The sequence below is a fragment of the Cryobacterium sp. Sr3 genome, assembly GCF_004402835.1.
Taxonomy (GTDB): Bacteria; Actinomycetota; Actinomycetes; order Actinomycetales; family Microbacteriaceae; genus Cryobacterium; species Cryobacterium sandaracinum.
Map to the genome: position 1 here is coordinate 211,587 of NZ_SOFA01000038.1, position 15,275 is coordinate 226,861.

The 15,275-nt window shown below is 67.3% G+C and carries 13 protein-coding genes; 7 read left to right on the top strand and 6 right to left on the bottom strand.

The features are described 5' to 3' along the window. Nucleotides 1-12: 12 nt before the first annotated feature. The gene (locus E3N94_RS12545) at nucleotides 13-324 is read right to left on the bottom strand and encodes an AzlD domain-containing protein (RefSeq protein WP_134400825.1); all 312 of its coding nucleotides are present in this window, start codon (nucleotides 322-324) and stop codon (nucleotides 13-15) included. Next, nucleotides 321-1,082, bottom strand: coding sequence for an AzlC family ABC transporter permease (locus E3N94_RS12550; protein ID WP_134570333.1), 762 nt, complete (start codon nucleotides 1,080-1,082; stop codon nucleotides 321-323). Before E3N94_RS12550 ends, E3N94_RS12545 begins: the two co-directional genes overlap by 4 nt. 108 nt (nucleotides 1,083-1,190) lie before the next feature. Here E3N94_RS12550 and E3N94_RS12555 point away from each other — a divergent pair, with 108 nt between their 5' ends. Both E3N94_RS12555 and E3N94_RS12560 read left to right on the top strand, forming a co-directional pair. Then, entirely contained in the window at nucleotides 1,191-2,726 is a 1,536-nt protein-coding gene (locus tag E3N94_RS12555; protein ID WP_104101105.1) for an amino acid permease, read from the top strand. A gap of 65 nt (nucleotides 2,727-2,791) precedes the next feature. Continuing rightward, nucleotides 2,792-3,253: a VanZ family protein gene (locus E3N94_RS12560; RefSeq protein WP_134570334.1), complete on the top strand. Its 462-nt coding sequence runs from the start codon at nucleotides 2,792-2,794 to the stop codon at nucleotides 3,251-3,253. Here E3N94_RS12560 and E3N94_RS12565 read toward each other — a convergent pair. From E3N94_RS12565 to E3N94_RS12580, 4 genes are read right to left on the bottom strand one after another with little or no spacing between them, the layout of a single operon-like run. Then, nucleotides 3,241-4,947, bottom strand: a complete 1,707-nt coding sequence (locus E3N94_RS12565; RefSeq protein ID WP_134400835.1) for an alpha-glucosidase — start codon at nucleotides 4,945-4,947, stop codon at nucleotides 3,241-3,243. The genes E3N94_RS12560 and E3N94_RS12565 overlap by 13 nt on opposite strands. A gap of 23 nt (nucleotides 4,948-4,970) precedes the next feature. Beyond that, nucleotides 4,971-5,879 carry a carbohydrate ABC transporter permease gene (locus E3N94_RS12570; protein WP_134343014.1) on the bottom strand — a complete coding sequence of 303 codons (909 nt, stop codon included), beginning with the start codon at nucleotides 5,877-5,879 and terminating at the stop codon, nucleotides 4,971-4,973. Beyond that, nucleotides 5,879-6,814, bottom strand: coding sequence for a sugar ABC transporter permease (locus tag E3N94_RS12575; RefSeq protein WP_134343015.1), 936 nt, complete (start codon nucleotides 6,812-6,814; stop codon nucleotides 5,879-5,881). The genes E3N94_RS12570 and E3N94_RS12575 overlap by 1 nt, the downstream gene beginning before the upstream one ends. Before the next feature lie 3 nt (nucleotides 6,815-6,817). After that, nucleotides 6,818-8,077: an extracellular solute-binding protein gene (locus E3N94_RS12580; protein WP_134570335.1), complete on the bottom strand. Its 1,260-nt coding sequence runs from the start codon at nucleotides 8,075-8,077 to the stop codon at nucleotides 6,818-6,820. Between the two features lie 217 nt (nucleotides 8,078-8,294). Between E3N94_RS12580 and E3N94_RS12585 the strand changes: the two genes are divergently transcribed. The 5 genes from E3N94_RS12585 (at nucleotide 8,295) to E3N94_RS12605 (ending at nucleotide 15,124) form a co-directional block, all read left to right on the top strand. Beyond that, nucleotides 8,295-9,467, top strand: coding sequence for an ROK family transcriptional regulator (locus E3N94_RS12585; protein WP_233191414.1), 1,173 nt, complete (start codon nucleotides 8,295-8,297; stop codon nucleotides 9,465-9,467). Nucleotides 9,468-9,511: 44 nt separating this feature from the next. Next, entirely contained in the window at nucleotides 9,512-10,618 is a 1,107-nt protein-coding gene (locus E3N94_RS12590; protein ID WP_134570348.1) for an LLM class flavin-dependent oxidoreductase, read from the top strand. Between the two features lie 23 nt (nucleotides 10,619-10,641). Beyond that, on the top strand, nucleotides 10,642-11,616 hold the full coding sequence (locus tag E3N94_RS12595; protein ID WP_134343017.1) for a dihydroorotate dehydrogenase: 975 nt from the start codon (nucleotides 10,642-10,644) through the stop codon (nucleotides 11,614-11,616). Then, entirely contained in the window at nucleotides 11,616-12,593 is a 978-nt protein-coding gene (locus tag E3N94_RS12600; RefSeq protein WP_198411610.1) for a dihydroorotate oxidase electron transfer subunit, read from the top strand. Before E3N94_RS12595 ends, E3N94_RS12600 begins: the two co-directional genes overlap by 1 nt. Before the next feature lie 257 nt (nucleotides 12,594-12,850). Next, complete coding sequence (locus E3N94_RS12605) at nucleotides 12,851-15,124, top strand: polyribonucleotide nucleotidyltransferase (RefSeq protein ID WP_134343018.1); 2,274 nt, start codon at nucleotides 12,851-12,853, stop codon at nucleotides 15,122-15,124. Nucleotides 15,125-15,275 lie beyond the last annotated feature (151 nt).

Consider the following 15,275-nt stretch of genomic DNA (forward strand, 5'->3'; position numbering starts at 1 on the left):
CGCGCGAGACCCTCAACCCAGACCGAGCAGCCGGAGCCCGGCGGCCGCTGCCGCGCCCGCGATGACCACCGCCAAGAACGGGGCCTTGAACCAGAGCGCAATCGCCGCTACGACGAGCGCCCCGAGCCGGGCGTCGACGACGAGGTCCTGGCCGGTGGCCACGGTGTTCGCGACCGTCAGGGAAGTCAGCAGGCCGATCGTGAGGACGCCGGCGACGCGGGCGATGCGCGCGTTGGTGACCCACTTCTGCGGCACGAGATAGCCGAGCAGCTTCGTGAGGAACGCCGCCGCGCAGGCCACGAGGATCCAGAACCAGACGCTCATCGGGGAGCCTGCGCATCCGTCGAACCGGGTGCATCGGGTGGACCGGGATAGGGGTCGACGTCGGGCTCGAGACCCTCGCCCGCCGGCCCGTGCCGAAAACCGAACCAGCCGATGGCACCGGCGACGACAGCCGCCACGAGGATGGGCACGCCCGGCGAAACGAGCGGCACGGTCAGTACGGTGGCCAGCGCGCAGACCGCGGCGATCGCCCCGGCCTCCTTCGACCGCAGCCGCGGCCAGAGCAGCCCGAGGAACGCCGCGACCGCCGCGCCGTCGAGGCCCCACTGTTTCGGGTCGCCCACGGCGTCGCCCGCGAGAGCCCCGATCAGGGTGAATACGTTCCACAACACGAAGATGCCGAGACCGGCGACCCAGAACCCCCGCTTCTGCTCGACGAGCACGGTCTGCCCGGTGCTCGTGGCAAGCGATTCGTCGATGGTGACCTGGGCGGCGGCGAAGCGGCGCCAGCCACGAGGGTGCAGCAGGGCGTTCAACTGCATCCCGTAGACCGCGTTACGGATGCCGAGGAGCGCCGCCGCGCCGGCGGCTGCCGCACCGCTGCCGCCGCCGGCGATCACCCCGATGAACGCGAACTGGGAGCCCCCGGAGAACAGGAGCAGACTCAGCGCCGAGGTCTGCCAGATGTCGAGCCCCGACGACACCGACAGGGCGCCGAACGAGATGCCGTAGAGGCCGGTGGCCGCCGCGATCGACAGGCCGACCCTGGCCCCGGGGGAGTGGCGGAGGGTGGTGGGCACCGCTCAATGCTAGGGGGTGCGGCCCCCGGGTCTGCGGGGTCCGGGGTCGGGGAAGCCCCGCGGGGGCCTAGCATTGACCGATACCCAACGGAACGGAAGCACCCAGTTATGAGCGTCTGGCGCACCAAGAGCATTGAGGCCTCCATGGCCGACTCCCTCGAGAAGGGGCACAGCCTCAAGCGCACGCTGGGCACCTGGGACCTCATGATCATGGGCGTCGCGGTTGCCGTCGGTGCCGGGATCTTCTCGGTCGGTGCGAAGGCGGCCGGCAGCTACGCCGGGCCATCCGTCACCCTGGCGTTCCTCCTCGCCGCGGTCACCTGCGCGCTCGCCATCATGTGTTACGCGGAGTTCGCCTCGGCGGTTCCCGTGGCCGGCTCGGCGTACACCTTCACCTATGCGACCCTCGGCGAGCTGCTCGCCTGGATCATCGGCTGGGACCTGATCCTCGAGATGCTGACCGCCGCGGCCGTGATCGCCAAGTATTGGGGCATCTACCTGAGTGAGGTCTTCGAACTCTGGAACTGGGATGTCCCGGCCACGATCGCGGTCTTCGGACTGCAGGTCAGCTGGGGCGCGTTCGTGATCGTCGCAATCTTCACCACCCTCCTGGTGCTGGGCACCAAGCTGTCGGCGCGCGTCGCCAGCATCTTCACCATTCTCAAGGTGGCGATCGTGGTGTTCGTGATCGTCGTGGGTGCCTTCTTCATCAACCCGAAGAACTACACGCCGTTCATCCCCGAGGCCGTGCCCTCCGCGGGCGGCGACGGCGACGTCTGGATGCAGTCCCTTTTCTCGTTCATGACCGGCGCCCAGCCGGCCCAGTACGGACTGTTCGGTCTGCTCGCCGGCGCCTCGTTGGTCTTCTTCGCGTTCATCGGCTTCGACGTGGTCGCCACCAGCGCCGAAGAGGTCAAGAACCCGCAGACGACCCTGCCGCGCGGCATCTTCGCCGGTCTGGCCATCGTCACGGTGCTGTACCTCGGCGTCAGCCTCGTGCTCACCGGCATGGTGCCGTACACCGTTCTCGCCGACGACCCCAATGCCTCACTCGCGACGGCGTTCGTCTCGGTCGGCGCCGGCTGGGCTGCCCAGGTCATCTCGGTCGGCATTCTGGTGGGGCTCACCACCGTGATCATGGTGCTGCTCCTCGGCCTCTCCCGCGTGCTCTTCGCCATGAGCCGCGACGGCCTGCTGCCGCGCGGCCTGAGTGTCACCTCGTCCAAGCGCGGCACCCCCGCCCGGGTGCAGATCATCTCCGGCGCCGCGGTCGCCCTGATCGCCGGGTTCACCGACGTGGGCGTGCTCGAGGAAATGATCAACATCGGCACGCTGTCGGCCTTCGTGCTGGTCAGCATCGCCGTGGTCGTGCTGCGCAAGAAGCGCCCCGACCTGCCCCGGGCCTTCAAGGTGCCCTTCTCGCCCTTCCTGCCGATCCTGTCGGCCGCGCTCTGCTTCTGGCTGATGCTCAACCTCACGACGCTCACCTGGGTGCGCTTCGCGGTCTGGCTCGCGATCGGCATCGCGGTGTATTTCCTCTACGGCCGCCGTCACTCCGTCGTCGGTATCGAGGCCAAGCGCGTCTTCGACGAAACCCTCCGCGACGAGGTCATCGCCGAGGAGAAGGCAGCGCTGGGCAAGTAGCGCGCTTTCGCGGTCGGGGGCCGTCACTGGGGTGACCCCCAGCATCCATCGGGAAGGATGGAGCCATGCTGCACCGCCATCCCGTCCTGTCCCTGGTCACGCTCGCCTATCTGGCGTTCGTGGGCTGGGTGACGCTCGGGCCGCAGCCGCTCGACAGTGGGAACAACGAGCTGCTGCTCCGGGCGCTCCGATTCTTCAATCGGCACGACTCCACCGACTGGATCACCTACGGGCGGGTCGAATTCGCGGCCAACATCGCCATGTTCATCCCGATCGGCGTGTTTCTGCTGCTCCTGCTCGGACGCCGGTTCTGGTGGCTGGCGATCGTCGTGGCCGTCCTACTCACCGGCTCGATCGAGTTCACGCAGCAGTTCCTGCCGACCCGGGTCCCGGATGTGCGCGATCTGGTCGCGAACGGGAGCGGCGCCGTGCTCGGTGTCATCGTCGGCCTCGTCCTTACAGCCTTCAAACTGGTGCGCCGTGAGGAGCTCCGGTCGAGGCGGGTTGCGCCGACCTACAGCCGGTAGAGGCGCGCCTCCCAGGGGCGCAGCACCGGATTCGAGGACGGTGCGGCGGCATCCGTTGTGGCCGGATAGTTGGCCAGAATCAGATCGGCGCCGGAGACGTCCATCGGAAGCAGGTCGGTGAATGGGGCATCGGATGCGTTCGCGACGACGAGCAGCGTCTCCTCACCCCGGCTGCGAGTGAAGGCGTAGAGCGCGTCGTGGTCGGGTTCGAGCAGGGTGAAATCGCCGAGGGCGACCACCTCGCTCTCATGCCGCAGCGCAATCAGGCGCTGGTAGAAGCGGAACACACTCCGCTCGCTCGCGAGGTCGGCGGCCACGTTCACCGTGACGCTGTTTGGGTTCACGGCCAGCCACGGCGTGCCGGTGCTGAAACCGGCCTGCGGCGAGGCATCCCACTGCATGGGCGTGCGCGCGTTGTCGCGGCCCATGGTCTGCACTCCGGCGAGCACGGTGCCGGGGTCCAGGTCGAACTCTTCCACGGCCTCGCGGTAGTGATTGAGGGATTCGAGGTCACGGTAGTCGTCGATGGAGTCGAACCGCACGTTGGTCATGCCGATCTCCTCGCCCTGGTAGATGTAGGGCGTTCCGCGGTGCAGGTGCAACACCAGGGCCCACAGAGTTGCCGACTCGTAGCGCAAGGAGGTGTCATTGCCGAAGCGCGACACCAATCGGGGCTGGTCGTGGTTGTTCAGGTAGAGGCTGTTCCAGCCGGTCTCGGCCAGACCCTCCTGCCAGCGTGACAGGCTCTTCTTCAGCGCCGTCAGGCTGCGAGGCAGCACCTCGAACTTGTGCTCGCCCTGGTCGAGGCCCACATGCTCGAACTGGAAGATCATGTCAACCTCGCGCCGGGCCGGGTCGGTGAACAGCAGGGCGTCGTCGGTGCTCACGCCCGGCATCTCGCCGACGGTGAGGTGCCGCCCTCCGCGGCCGTCGAAGACCTCGCGGTGCATCTCCTGCAGAAACTCATGGATCTGCGCCCCCATCGGCGAGCCGCCGCCGGTGGCCGGGGCCGGTCCGTCGATCAGCTCGACCTGCTTGGCGATGAAGTTGATCACGTCCATCCGGAAGCCGTCGACGCCGCGGTCCAGCCACCAGTTCATCATCGCGTAGACGGCCTGGCGCACCTCGGGGTTCTCCCAGTTGAGGTCCGGCTGCTGCTTGGCGAACAGGTGCAGGTAGTACTCATCGGTGGCGGGATCGAGCGACCAGGCCGGGCCGCTGAAGGCGCTGCCCCAGCCGTTCGGCGGGCCACCGTCGGCCTGGGGCTTGCGCCACCAGTACCAGTCGCGCTTCGGGTTCGTCAGCGACGAGCGTGATTCCCGGAACCAGGCGTGCTCGTCGCTGGTGTGGTTCACCACCAGGTCCATCACGATCTTGATGCCGCGCTCGTGGGCCTCGACCAGCAGCAGGTCGAACTCCGCCAGGCTGCCGAAGACCGGTTCGATGTCCTGGTAGTCGCTGATGTCGTAGCCGTTGTCATGTTGCGGCGACGGGTAGACCGGAGAGAGCCAGACCGCGTCAACGCCGAGCTCGGCGAGGTAGTCGAGCTTCGAACGGATGCCGCCGAGGTCGCCGATCCCGTCGCCGTCCGAGTCCGCGAAGCTGCGCGGATACACCTGGTAGACGACGGCGCTGGTCCACCAGGAGGCGCCGGTCGCGGGGGTGGTCGCGGGGGTGGTCGCGGGGGCGGTCATCCCGGACGTTGGTGCGGGTGTCGTCATTTGATCGATCCTCTCATCACGCCGGAGATAACCCAGCGCTGGGCAAAAATGTACACAATCAGCAGCGGGGCCATGGCCATCAGGTATGAGGCGAACGCGGCCGAGTAGTTGGTGTTGAACTGGCCCTGGAACACGAATTGGGAGAGTTGCAGGGTGCGTGCCGCCGGGTCGGAGAGAACGACGAGAGGCAGGATGAAGTCATTCCACGCCCAGACACAGGTGAGGATGCCGACGGTCGCGTTCATCGGGGTCAACAAGGGGAAGATGATCTGCCAGTAAACCCGCCAGGTGGTCGCCCCGTCGGTGTAGGCCGCCTCCTCCAGCTCGATCGGGATCGATTTGATGAACGCGACGTAAATGAAGACGTTGAGCGAGAGCCCGAACACCGCGTAGAGCAAGATCAACCCGACCTGGTTGTCCAGACCGAACAGGGCCGTCTCTTTCACGACTGGGAGCATGATGATCGGGAACGGGATGAAAATGGCGGACAGCAGGTAGAAGTAGACGCCCGTGAAGAACGGCTTGTGCAGGTTGCGGGCGATCGCGTACGCCACGAGCGAGTTCGTCAGCAGGGTGAGGATGACGGCGCCGACGGTGATCAGGGCTGTGTTCATCAGCGCCTGCGGGAATTTGGTCAGCGTCCAGGCGTCGGCGAAGTTCTCCCAGTGGACGCTGGTGGGGAGCGCGAACCCGGTGCCGCCGAGCTGGTCGGGGGTCTTCAGCGCGGTGATCACGGCGAAGTAGAGCGGCACCAGCACGGTGATCGCGCAGACCGCGATCAGCATGGTGGCCCACCAGTTGATCCGGGTGCGGTTGTCTTTGATGCGCCGGACACCGCGCGAGTCACGGGCCGCCCGGGGGGATGCGGGTTCGACCGTGGCGGGGGAGTCGATGGTGATAGCCATTAGAAGTCGGCCTCCGTGCGCTGAAGAACTCGGAACTGCAGGAACGAGACGAGCATGATCACGATGACGAACAGCACCGCGTTGGCGGACTGGTAGGCGAACTCGCCGCCTTGGAAACCGCCCCGGAAGATGAGCAGGGTGATCGATTCGGTCGAGGTGCCCGGCCCGCCGGCGGTGAGGGCGACGATGTGGTCGAAGGTCTGCAGGAACCCCTTCAGGCTCAGCACCATGTTGATGGTGAAAAAGGCGCTGATCATGGGGAACGTGATCGACCGGAATTGCCGTCCCGGCGTGGCCCCGTCGATGGCGGATGCCTCGTAGAGTTCGCGAGGGATCGTCTGCAGACCGGCCAGGTAGAGGATGATCGCGAACGCGCAGGCCTGCCAGACCGCGAGGGCGACGATGGCCGTCCACGCCCAGTCCGGGTTGGTGAGGATGTTGTCACGGAACACCGGGACGTTCGACAGGATCCGGGGGAGCGAATTGGCGAAGAAATACTGGAAGACGTAACCGACGACAAGGATCGCCAGCACGTAGGGGATGAAGAAGATGCCGCGAAAGGTGGACTGGAACGCGATCTTCGCGTTGAGTCCGACCGCGATGGCCAGCGAGATCACGTTGGTGAGGATGGTGGCGACGATGGCGAAGCCGAAGGTGAAGCCATAGGCCTTCAGTACCCGGTCGTCCTGGAACAGGGCGATGAAGTTGCCGAACCCGACGAAGTCCCACGAGCCGAAGCCTGCGTAGTTGGTGAAGGAGAAGAAGATGCCGATGAGTACCGGGACGGTGTGCAGCAGCGCGAAGACGGCGACCGCGGGGACGACCATCCAGTAGAAGGCGCGCGGGGTGGCGCCGACGCGTCGCCGCGCCGCGCTCGGCCGCGACGCTCGGGGCGTCTGCTCCGGCCGGGGCCGGGTCAGGACGGAAGTAACCATCAGTTAGTCTCCGCTTCGTGTCGAGGTGGTGCGTGACGCGACCTTGCGCCATTCGTTGTCGAGGGTCGCCAGCGCTTTCGCGCTGTTCTCGTCGGTCAGGAACTGCTGCACGATGGGCCCGAGCGGGATGCTCGCCGGGATCTGGTGATCGACGAAACCGGTGATCCGGCCGGCCTGGAAGTACGGTTGCAGTTCCGCCAGGGCCGGGTTGGTGTTCTCGGCTGCGTCCCGGGCCGTCGAGAACATGTTCTGTGAGGCTGCGAAGGAGTTCTGCACATCCTCCTGAAAGAGGAAGTCCACGAAAAGTCGGGCTTCGGCGAGGCGCGGTGTGTCGCGGCCGATGGCAATGGCCACGTCGACACCGGAGACGAGCTCGATGTCGGCCGGGTCATCCGTCACAGGGTAGGGGAAACCGCCGACGCTGATGTCGGGGTTGTTGGCCAGGATCGGGCTGAGGGCCCAGATCCCCTGCATCAGCATGGCCGATTCGCCGTTCGCGAAAGCCAGGTTGCCGTCTTCGTACGTGCGGCCGAGGTAGCCGTCCTGCGCGTAGGAATACAGCGTCTGCAGCTTCTCGAACGTCTCGTCGTAGTTCTTCGCGAACGAGACGGCCGAGTCGGGACCCACCTCCTCACCCTCCGCGCGGAGATCGGGGAAGAAATCGTCGCCGCCGAGTTGGGCGCCGATACCGTTCAGGGAGGATTGCACTGTCCATGCGTCGGCCGCGGTGCCGTAGAACGGGGCGATACCGGCCGCCTGGAGCGTGTCGCAGGCGGCGATCAACTCGTCCCAGGTGGTGGGAATCTCGATGCCCTGCGCGGCGAAGATGTCACGGTTGTAGAGAACGCCGTTGCCGTTGTTCGCGAAGCCGAGGGCATTCACCTCGTTCTGGTAGGAGCCGAGGGCCCCGACGATGTCCTGAACGGCCGGGTTGATCCGGTCGAGAACGGGGTCGCCACTGAAGTCGTGGAAGACACCGGCCCGCGCCAGCTGGCCGAAGTTCCCCGATCCGTTCAGACTGATCACATCGGGCACCTTGTTCTTGACCAGTAGGGTGCGGATGGCGGTGTCCGCATCGGGGACGGCGTTCTGGGTTACCCGGATGCCGGGGTTCTCTGCCTCAAAATCGGCGATGATGCCGTCGAAGTCCGCGATGGCCTCGGACTTGAACTGGAAGAAATCGAGGGTGACGACGTCGTTCTGACCCGGGGCGCAGCCGCTGAGGGCGCCGATCCCGAGCGTACCGGCCAGGAGGAGTGCCATGGGTCGCCGGAGCGTCCGCAACCTCCTCGACCGGTGGCGTCGCCGGGCGGGTGTCTGGTACGTCGTCGTATCCGTCATTGCGGGGCTCCTTAGGCCGTCATGTCGCTGCATGAATCTTTCTACGGCAAAAAGAATAGGACGTCAATTCGGGAAATTTGCCGCTCTCGCGAGATGAAAAGTCCGCTCGGGCCAGAGTATTCATGCCACTATGGAATAAATGGCACCTCAGGGGGCGGATATGACCACGGATGCGGCGTCGACAGTGAGCGAGACCTCCCGGGAACTCGCGCGAGCCGTGCTCATCCACGGCCCGATCTCCCGCAGCGACCTCGGCCGTCGCCTGGGACTGTCACCGGCCAGCCTGACGCGGTTGAGCAAGCCGTTCCTCGATTGTGGCCTGTTCGTCGAGGGCAGCGAAGACCGCGACGGAACCGTCGGGCGCCCGGCCCGGCCCTTGGACGTCCGGGTGGATGCCAGTCGGTTCGTCGGGGTGAAACTCACCGGCGACGACGTCTTCGCGGTGCTCACCGACCTGCGGGCCAACGAGGTGGGCTCGGCCCGGCGGGTGCTCGCCGATCACACTGTCGAGCACGTTGTGGCCCGAATCGACGAGGTCGTGCGCGAGCTCGGCGGCCCGGATGGGCTGTCGGCACTCGGCGTCTGCGTGGGTGGGCATGTCACCGGCGCCCGGGTCGTGACCCGGGCGCCGTTCCTGGGCTGGCACGACGTGGACCTGGCCACGCGGCTCGAGCGACTGCTCGGAATTCCGGTCACGATCGAGAACGATGTCGTCGCGCTCACCTCCGCCGAGCAGTGGTTCGGAGCGGTCCGGGGTGTCCCGACCTTCGCGGTTCTGACCATCGGCGTCGGCGTCGGCTACGGACTGGTCGTCAACGACCAGGTGATCGTGACGGCCGACAGCGGCCTGGGCCTCGGTGGGCACATCCCGCTCGACCCGAACGGGCCGCTCTGCCCGGAAGGACACCGCGGCTGCTCGCAGGCAATGCTCACGAGCCAGAGTGTTTCTGCCCAGGTCAGCGTGGCCCTCGGCCGCGAGGTCGACTACGACGAGGTGCTCCGGCTCGCGGTGGAGGGGAACCGGGCTGCGGCATCCGTCGTCACCGCCACCGGTCGCGGACTGGGCCGATTGATCGCGGTGATCGCCAATATCGGGATGCTCGACACGATCGTGCTCTCCGGCGAGGGGATGCCACTGTGGGCGCTGGCATCCGAGGAGGTCATCGCCGCTGCCCGAGCCGACCGCGACCCGGATGCGACACCGCTGACAATCGTCGTTGACGACAGCGGGGTCTCCTCCTGGGCCCGCGGGGCCGCGGCTGTTGCCATCCAGCGCTCGCTCGGCCGATTGGCAGCTGCCGCCAGCGAATAGAATCGTCCATGCGCGCTGCGCGCCGCGCGAGTGGGAGGCTGCACATGCAATTCGGGATCTTCACCGTCGGTGACCTCACGGTCAACCCCACGACGGGCCACACCCCCACCGAGCACGAGCGCATCACGGCCATGGTCGCCATCGCCGAGAAGGCCGAAGAGGTCGGCCTCGACGTCTTCGCCGCCGGTGAGCACCACAACCCGCCCTTCGTGCCCTCGTCGCCGACGACGCTGCTCGGCTACATCGCCGCGAAGACCGAGCGCATCATCCTCTCCACGGCCACGACATTGATCACCACGAACGACCCGGTCAAGATCGCCGAAGACTTCGCCATGCTCCAGCACCTCTCCGGTGGGCGGGTCGACCTGATGCTCGGTCGCGGCAACACCGGCCCGGTCTACCCGTGGTTCGGCCAGGACGTGCGCCAGGGCATCCCGCTGGCGCTGGAGAACTACGCGCTGCTGCGCCGGTTGTGGCGCGAGGACGTCGTGGACTGGGAGGGCCAGTTCCGCACCCCGCTGCAGGGGTTCCAGTCGACGCCGCGCCCGCTCGACGGGGTGCCGCCGTTCGTGTGGCACGCCAGCATCCGCAGCCCGGAGATCGCCGAGCAGGCCGCGTTCTACGGTGACGGCTTCTTCGCCAACAACATCTTTTGGCCCAGGGAGCACTACCTCAAGCTGATCGGGCTCTACCGGGCCCGGTTCGAGCACTACGGCCACGGTCGAGCCGACGAGGCCATCGTGGGCCTCGGCGGGCAGGTCTTCATGCGCACGAACTCGCAGGACGCCGTCGACGAATTCCGGCCCTACTTCGACAACGCCCCGGTCTACGGCCACGGCCCGAGCCTCGAGGAGTTCACCGAGCAGACGCCGCTGACCGTCGGCAGCCCGCAGCAGATCATCGACCGCTACGCCGGCATGCGCGACTACTTCGGCGACTACCAGCGTCAGCTCTTCCTGATCGACCACGCCGGACTGCCGTTGAAAACCGTGCTCGATCAGCTCGACATCCTCGGCGGCGAGGTGGTGCCCGTGCTCCGCACGGAGCTAGCCGTGAACCGGCCCGCTCACGTTCCCGACGCACCCACGCACGCCTCGCTGAAGGCCGACGCCGCGATAAGTCTGCTCGCGGCATCCATCGCCCGCCCGTGACCTCTCCCGCGGAAGCAGACACCATGACCATCGCGCCGCCTCAGCCATCAATGGATGCGCGCCGCGCCTTCTTCGACGCCCGTCCCGCCGCCTCCGTGGCGGTCGACCTCTCCGTGCGAATCGGCAGCCTCACCCTCGCCAACCCGGTCATGCCGGCCTCGGGCTGCTTCGGGCCTTCGCTCGGACGCTTGATCCCGGTCGCCGAGCTTGGCGCCGTGGTCACCAAGACCGTGTTCGGCACCCCGCGCGGCGGCAACGCGGCGCACCGGCTGACCGAGCTCCGGGCCGGGATGGTCAACAGTGTCGGCATCCCGAGCCGCGGGGCCGCCGGCTACCTGGCGTCGCAACACCCGCTCTACCTGGCGCTCGGCGTGCCCGTGATCGTCAGCGTCGGCGGCCACCGTTCGGGCGAGTACGCCCCCGTCGTGCGGGGCCTGCGGGGCGCGGGCGACGCCTACGAGCTCAACGTGTCCTGTCCGAACCTCGACCGCCACGGCACCGACATCGGCTCCGATCCCGACGCCATCGGGAAGGTCGTGCATGCTGTGCGCCTGGAGACCGACAAGCCCCTGATCGTCAAGCTGCCGGTGCTCGTCTCTTCGATCGCGGACTGTGCCCAGGCCGCTGAGGCGGCCGGCGCCGACGCCGTCTGCGTGGCCAACTCGATCCCGGCGCTGCCGCTCACGGCCGCTACGCGGAGCCCCATTCTCGGCAACGTGATCGGCGGTCTGTCCGGCCCGAATATCCGCCCGGTCGTGCTGCGGTTGGTCTGGTTGGCCTCCCGAGCGGTCGACATCCCGGTGATCGCCTGCGGCGGGATCGAAACCGCCGACGACGCCCTCGACTACTTCTCGGTCGGCGCCCACGCCGTGCAGGTCGGCACGGCCAGCTTCGGACGCCCGTTCGCCATGGTCGAAATCGTTCGCGCCCTGCAGGAGCGCTGCGAGGGCGTCGCCGCGGCCGACATCACCGGACTGATCGAATTGTGGAGGGCCTGATGACCGTTACGACCGCCCTCGGGGCCCTCGCCGCCCTGCGCCGCCAGCAGGCGTTCGCCGCGGCCGACGAGGCCGCGCTGGACGGCCTCATCGCGGTGCGACCGCCCGAGCGGATGCCTCGGCCCGACCCGGTCTGGGACGACGCCCGCGTTCTCGTGCACGAGGTCGTGGGAGAGCGGTACCGCCGGCTCGTACTGGCCACCGACACCATTGCGACGACCGCCCTCGCCGGACAGTTCCTGATGATCACCGTGCCCCCCACAGGCGGGGAGCGCATCCTGCTCCCACGCCCGATGGCCATCCACCGCCGCCACCCCGACCAGGGCACCGTGGAGGTCATCTACGGCTCGGCCGGCCGCGGCACCACCGCGCTCACCGACGTACTCGTGGGCGAGAGCCTCCTGGTCACCGGCCCGCTGGGCCGCGGCTTCGAGTTCCCGGATGCCGCCCTCCCGACTGAGACTGGTCCAGAGGCGCCCCGCACGGCCCTGATGATCGGCCGCGGTGTCGGCGTCTGCGCCATCATGGGCTCGGTCGAAGACGCCGCCCGGCTCGGCATCGCCGCCACGGTCGTGCTCAGCGGGAGGTCGCCGGCCAATCTGATCGGCCTGGCCGACTGCGCCGAGCTGGGCGCCACGGTCATCCCCGTCACCGACGACGACGGCTCGAGCGCGCTGCCGGCGCTCGGCGAACGGCTGCGCGGGCTTTTCGCCTGGGCTCCGCCCGACGTCATCCTGGCCTGCGGCGCCGGAGTTCTCGCCCGCCTCGCCGCCGATCTCGGCGCCGAGTGGGGCGCGCCGGTGCAGGTCTCGCTGGAGGCTCACATGGCCTGCGGCCTCGGCTACTGCCACGGATGCGCCGCGCCCGTCGCCACGGATCCCGCCGTCGAGGGGCCGCTGGTCTGCGTCGACGGCCCGGTGTTCGACGCCGTGCTGCCGGACCGGGGCGCGGCCGGGCGCGAGAAACCAGCAGGCTGAACGTCTTCTGTTAGGCTTGAGGAGGTTAATCCTTGGATTGGCCACGCAGAATCACGCTCAGTACGGAGCAGACCGGCAGCGCGCTGGTCCTCGGTGGTGGTTTCCCAACTTGCCGGCAACATCCGCAGTTGGTGAATTTCTACTGGTGGCCAGCTCTCGCACCTTGCTTCTCCGCGTCCAGCTCGCGCGCCATACGGGCAACCGAGTCTTCATCGCCAGAATGGCGAGAAGCAAAAACCAAAGGAGAGAACCCCCATATGGAGGGTCCAGAAATCACGTTCGCCGAAACCGTTATCGATAACGGCAAGTACGGCACACGCACCATCCGTTTCGAAACCGGGCGTCTCGCCCAGCAGGCGCAGGGCTCTGCCGCCGCCTACATCGACGAAGAGACCATGCTTCTCTCCGCCACGAGCGCCAGCAAGCAGCCGAAGGAGAACTTCGACTTCTTCCCCCTTACCATTGACGTCGAAGAGCGCATGTACGCTGCCGGACGCATCCCGGGCAGCTTCTTCCGTCGCGAAGGTCGCCCGTCGACCGAGGCCATCCTCACCTGCCGTCTGATCGACCGGCCGCTGCGCCCGTCCTTCGTCGACGGACTCCGCAACGAGATCCAGGTTGTCGTCACCGTTCTGGCCATCGCGCCGGATGAGTACTACGACGTGCTCGCGATCAACGCGGCCTCGATGTCGACCCAGCTCGCCGGCCTCCCCTTCTCGGGCCCGATCGGTGGCGTTCGCGTCGCCCTCATCCCCGACGAGAACGGCTCCGGCCAGTGGGTTGCGTTCCCGAAGCACTCGCAGATCGTCGACGCCGTGTTCAGCATGGTCGTCGCCGGTCGCGTGGTGACCGACGCCAACGGCGCGCAGGACGTCGCGATCATGATGATCGAGGCCGAAGCCACCGACAACGCCTGGGATCTCATCAAGGGCGGCGCCATCAAGCCGAACGAAGAGGTCATCGCCGAGGGCATCGAAGCCTCGAAGCCCTTCATCAAGCAGCTCATCGAGGCGCAGCAGAAGGTTGCCGCCTCGGCCGCCAAGCCGACCGGCGCCTACCCGGTGTTCCCGTCCTACCAGCCGGCCACCTACGACGCCGTCGCCGCTCTCGCGTACGACCAGTTGAAGGCCGTCTATCAGATCGCCGACAAGATCGAGCGCCAGAATGCGGATGACGCGCTCAAGGCATCCGTCAAGGAGGCCATCGCGGCCAAGGTCGCCGCCGGCGAACTCGACGCCAGCGCGAACAACCAGGTTTCCGCCGCGTACAAGTCGGTCACCAAGCTCGTCGTGCGCTCGCGCGTTCTCAACGAGGGCATCCGCATCGACGGCCGTGGGCTCGCGGACATCCGCCCGCTCGACGCCGAGGTTGCCATCATCCCGCGCGTGCACGGTTCCGCGATCTTCCAGCGCGGCGAGACCCAGATTCTGGGTGTCACCACGCTGAACATGCTCAAGCTCGAGCAGACGATCGACTCCTTGAGCCCGGTCACCAAGAAGCGCTATATGCACAACTACAATTTCCCGCCCTACTCGACCGGTGAAACCGGCCGCGTCGGAACGCCGAAGCGCCGCGAGATCGGCCACGGAGCGCTCGCTGAGCGTGCCCTGGTCCCCGTGCTGCCGACGCGTGAGGAATTCCCCTACGCCATCCGTCAGGTCTCCGAGGCGCTCAGCTCCAACGGATCCACCTCGATGGGTTCCGTCTGTGCCTCGACCCTGTCACTGCTCAACGCCGGTGTGCCGCTGCGCGCACCTGTCGCCGGCATCGCCATGGGCCTCATCTCCGACACCGTTGACGGCAAGACCCGCTACGCGGCTCTCACCGACATCCTCGGCGCCGAAGATGCCCTCGGCGACATGGACTTCAAGGTCGCCGGCACGAGCGAGTTCGTCACCGCGATCCAGCTCGACACGAAGCTCGACGGCATCCCGGCATCCGTTCTCGCCGGCGCGCTCACCCAGGCCAAGGACGCTCGCGCGACCATCCTGGCCGTGCTGAACGCCGCCATCGACCGTCCCGACGAGATGGCACCGACCGCGCCCCGCGTGATCAGCGTCCAGATCCCGGTCGACAAGATCGGCGAGCTGATCGGCCCGAAGGGCAAGATGATCAACTCGATCCAGGACCAGACCGGTGCCGACATCTCCATCGAGGAAGACGGCACGGTGTACATCGGCGCCGTTGACGGACCGTCGGCCGAGGCCGCTCGCGCCATGGTCAACGCCGTCGCGAACCCGACCAACCCGGAGATCGGCGAGCAGTTCCTCGGAACCGTCGTCAAGATCGCCGCGTTCGGCGCATTCGTCTCCCTGCTCCCCGGCAAGGACGGCCTGCTGCACATCAGCGAGGTGCGCAAGCTCGCCGGTGGCAAGCGGGTTGAGAACGTCGAAGACGTGCTCGGCGTGGGCCAGAAGGTCCTCGTGGAGATCACCAAGATTGACGACCGTGGCAAGCTCTCGCTCGCCCCGGTCCTCGATGAGTCGGCCAAGGCCGGCACCGAGGACGCACCGGTTCCGACCGAGGCGTAGTCCGCTAGATCTACCGACAACCTCTCGCCAGGTCAGTCGGCTAGACGGAAAGCCCGTCCTGCTCCGGCAGGGCGGGCTTTTTGCATCCCGCGGTGGTCGAGTGCCCGCCCGATGTCGCGCGTGTTCCCGATCCGGCGGCCGATCCCGTTCC

What these genes read in the sequence shown, in the direction of transcription:
- E3N94_RS12605 (WP_134343018.1), top strand. Translation starts at nt 12,851, where the DNA reads ATGGAGGGTCCAGAAATCACGTTCGCCGAAACCGTTATCGATAACGGC.
- E3N94_RS12555 (WP_104101105.1), top strand. Translation starts at nt 1,191, where the DNA reads ATGAGCGTCTGGCGCACCAAGAGCATTGAGGCCTCCATGGCCGACTCC.
- E3N94_RS12575 (WP_134343015.1), bottom strand. Translation starts at nt 6,814, where the DNA reads ATGGTTACTTCCGTCCTGACCCGGCCCCGGCCGGAGCAGACGCCCCGA.
- E3N94_RS12580 (WP_134570335.1), bottom strand. Translation starts at nt 8,077, where the DNA reads ATGGCACTCCTCCTGGCCGGTACGCTCGGGATCGGCGCCCTCAGCGGC.
- E3N94_RS12570 (WP_134343014.1), bottom strand. Translation starts at nt 5,879, where the DNA reads ATGGCTATCACCATCGACTCCCCCGCCACGGTCGAACCCGCATCCCCC.
- E3N94_RS12565 (WP_134400835.1), bottom strand. Translation starts at nt 4,947, where the DNA reads ATGACCGCCCCCGCGACCACCCCCGCGACCACCCCCGCGACCGGCGCC.
- E3N94_RS12595 (WP_134343017.1), top strand. Translation starts at nt 10,642, where the DNA reads ATGACCATCGCGCCGCCTCAGCCATCAATGGATGCGCGCCGCGCCTTC.
- E3N94_RS12545 (WP_134400825.1), bottom strand. Translation starts at nt 324, where the DNA reads ATGAGCGTCTGGTTCTGGATCCTCGTGGCCTGCGCGGCGGCGTTCCTC.
- E3N94_RS12560 (WP_134570334.1), top strand. Translation starts at nt 2,792, where the DNA reads ATGCTGCACCGCCATCCCGTCCTGTCCCTGGTCACGCTCGCCTATCTG.
- E3N94_RS12590 (WP_134570348.1), top strand. Translation starts at nt 9,512, where the DNA reads ATGCAATTCGGGATCTTCACCGTCGGTGACCTCACGGTCAACCCCACG.
- E3N94_RS12585 (WP_233191414.1), top strand. Translation starts at nt 8,295, where the DNA reads ATGGCACCTCAGGGGGCGGATATGACCACGGATGCGGCGTCGACAGTG.
- E3N94_RS12600 (WP_198411610.1), top strand. Translation starts at nt 11,616, where the DNA reads ATGACCGTTACGACCGCCCTCGGGGCCCTCGCCGCCCTGCGCCGCCAG.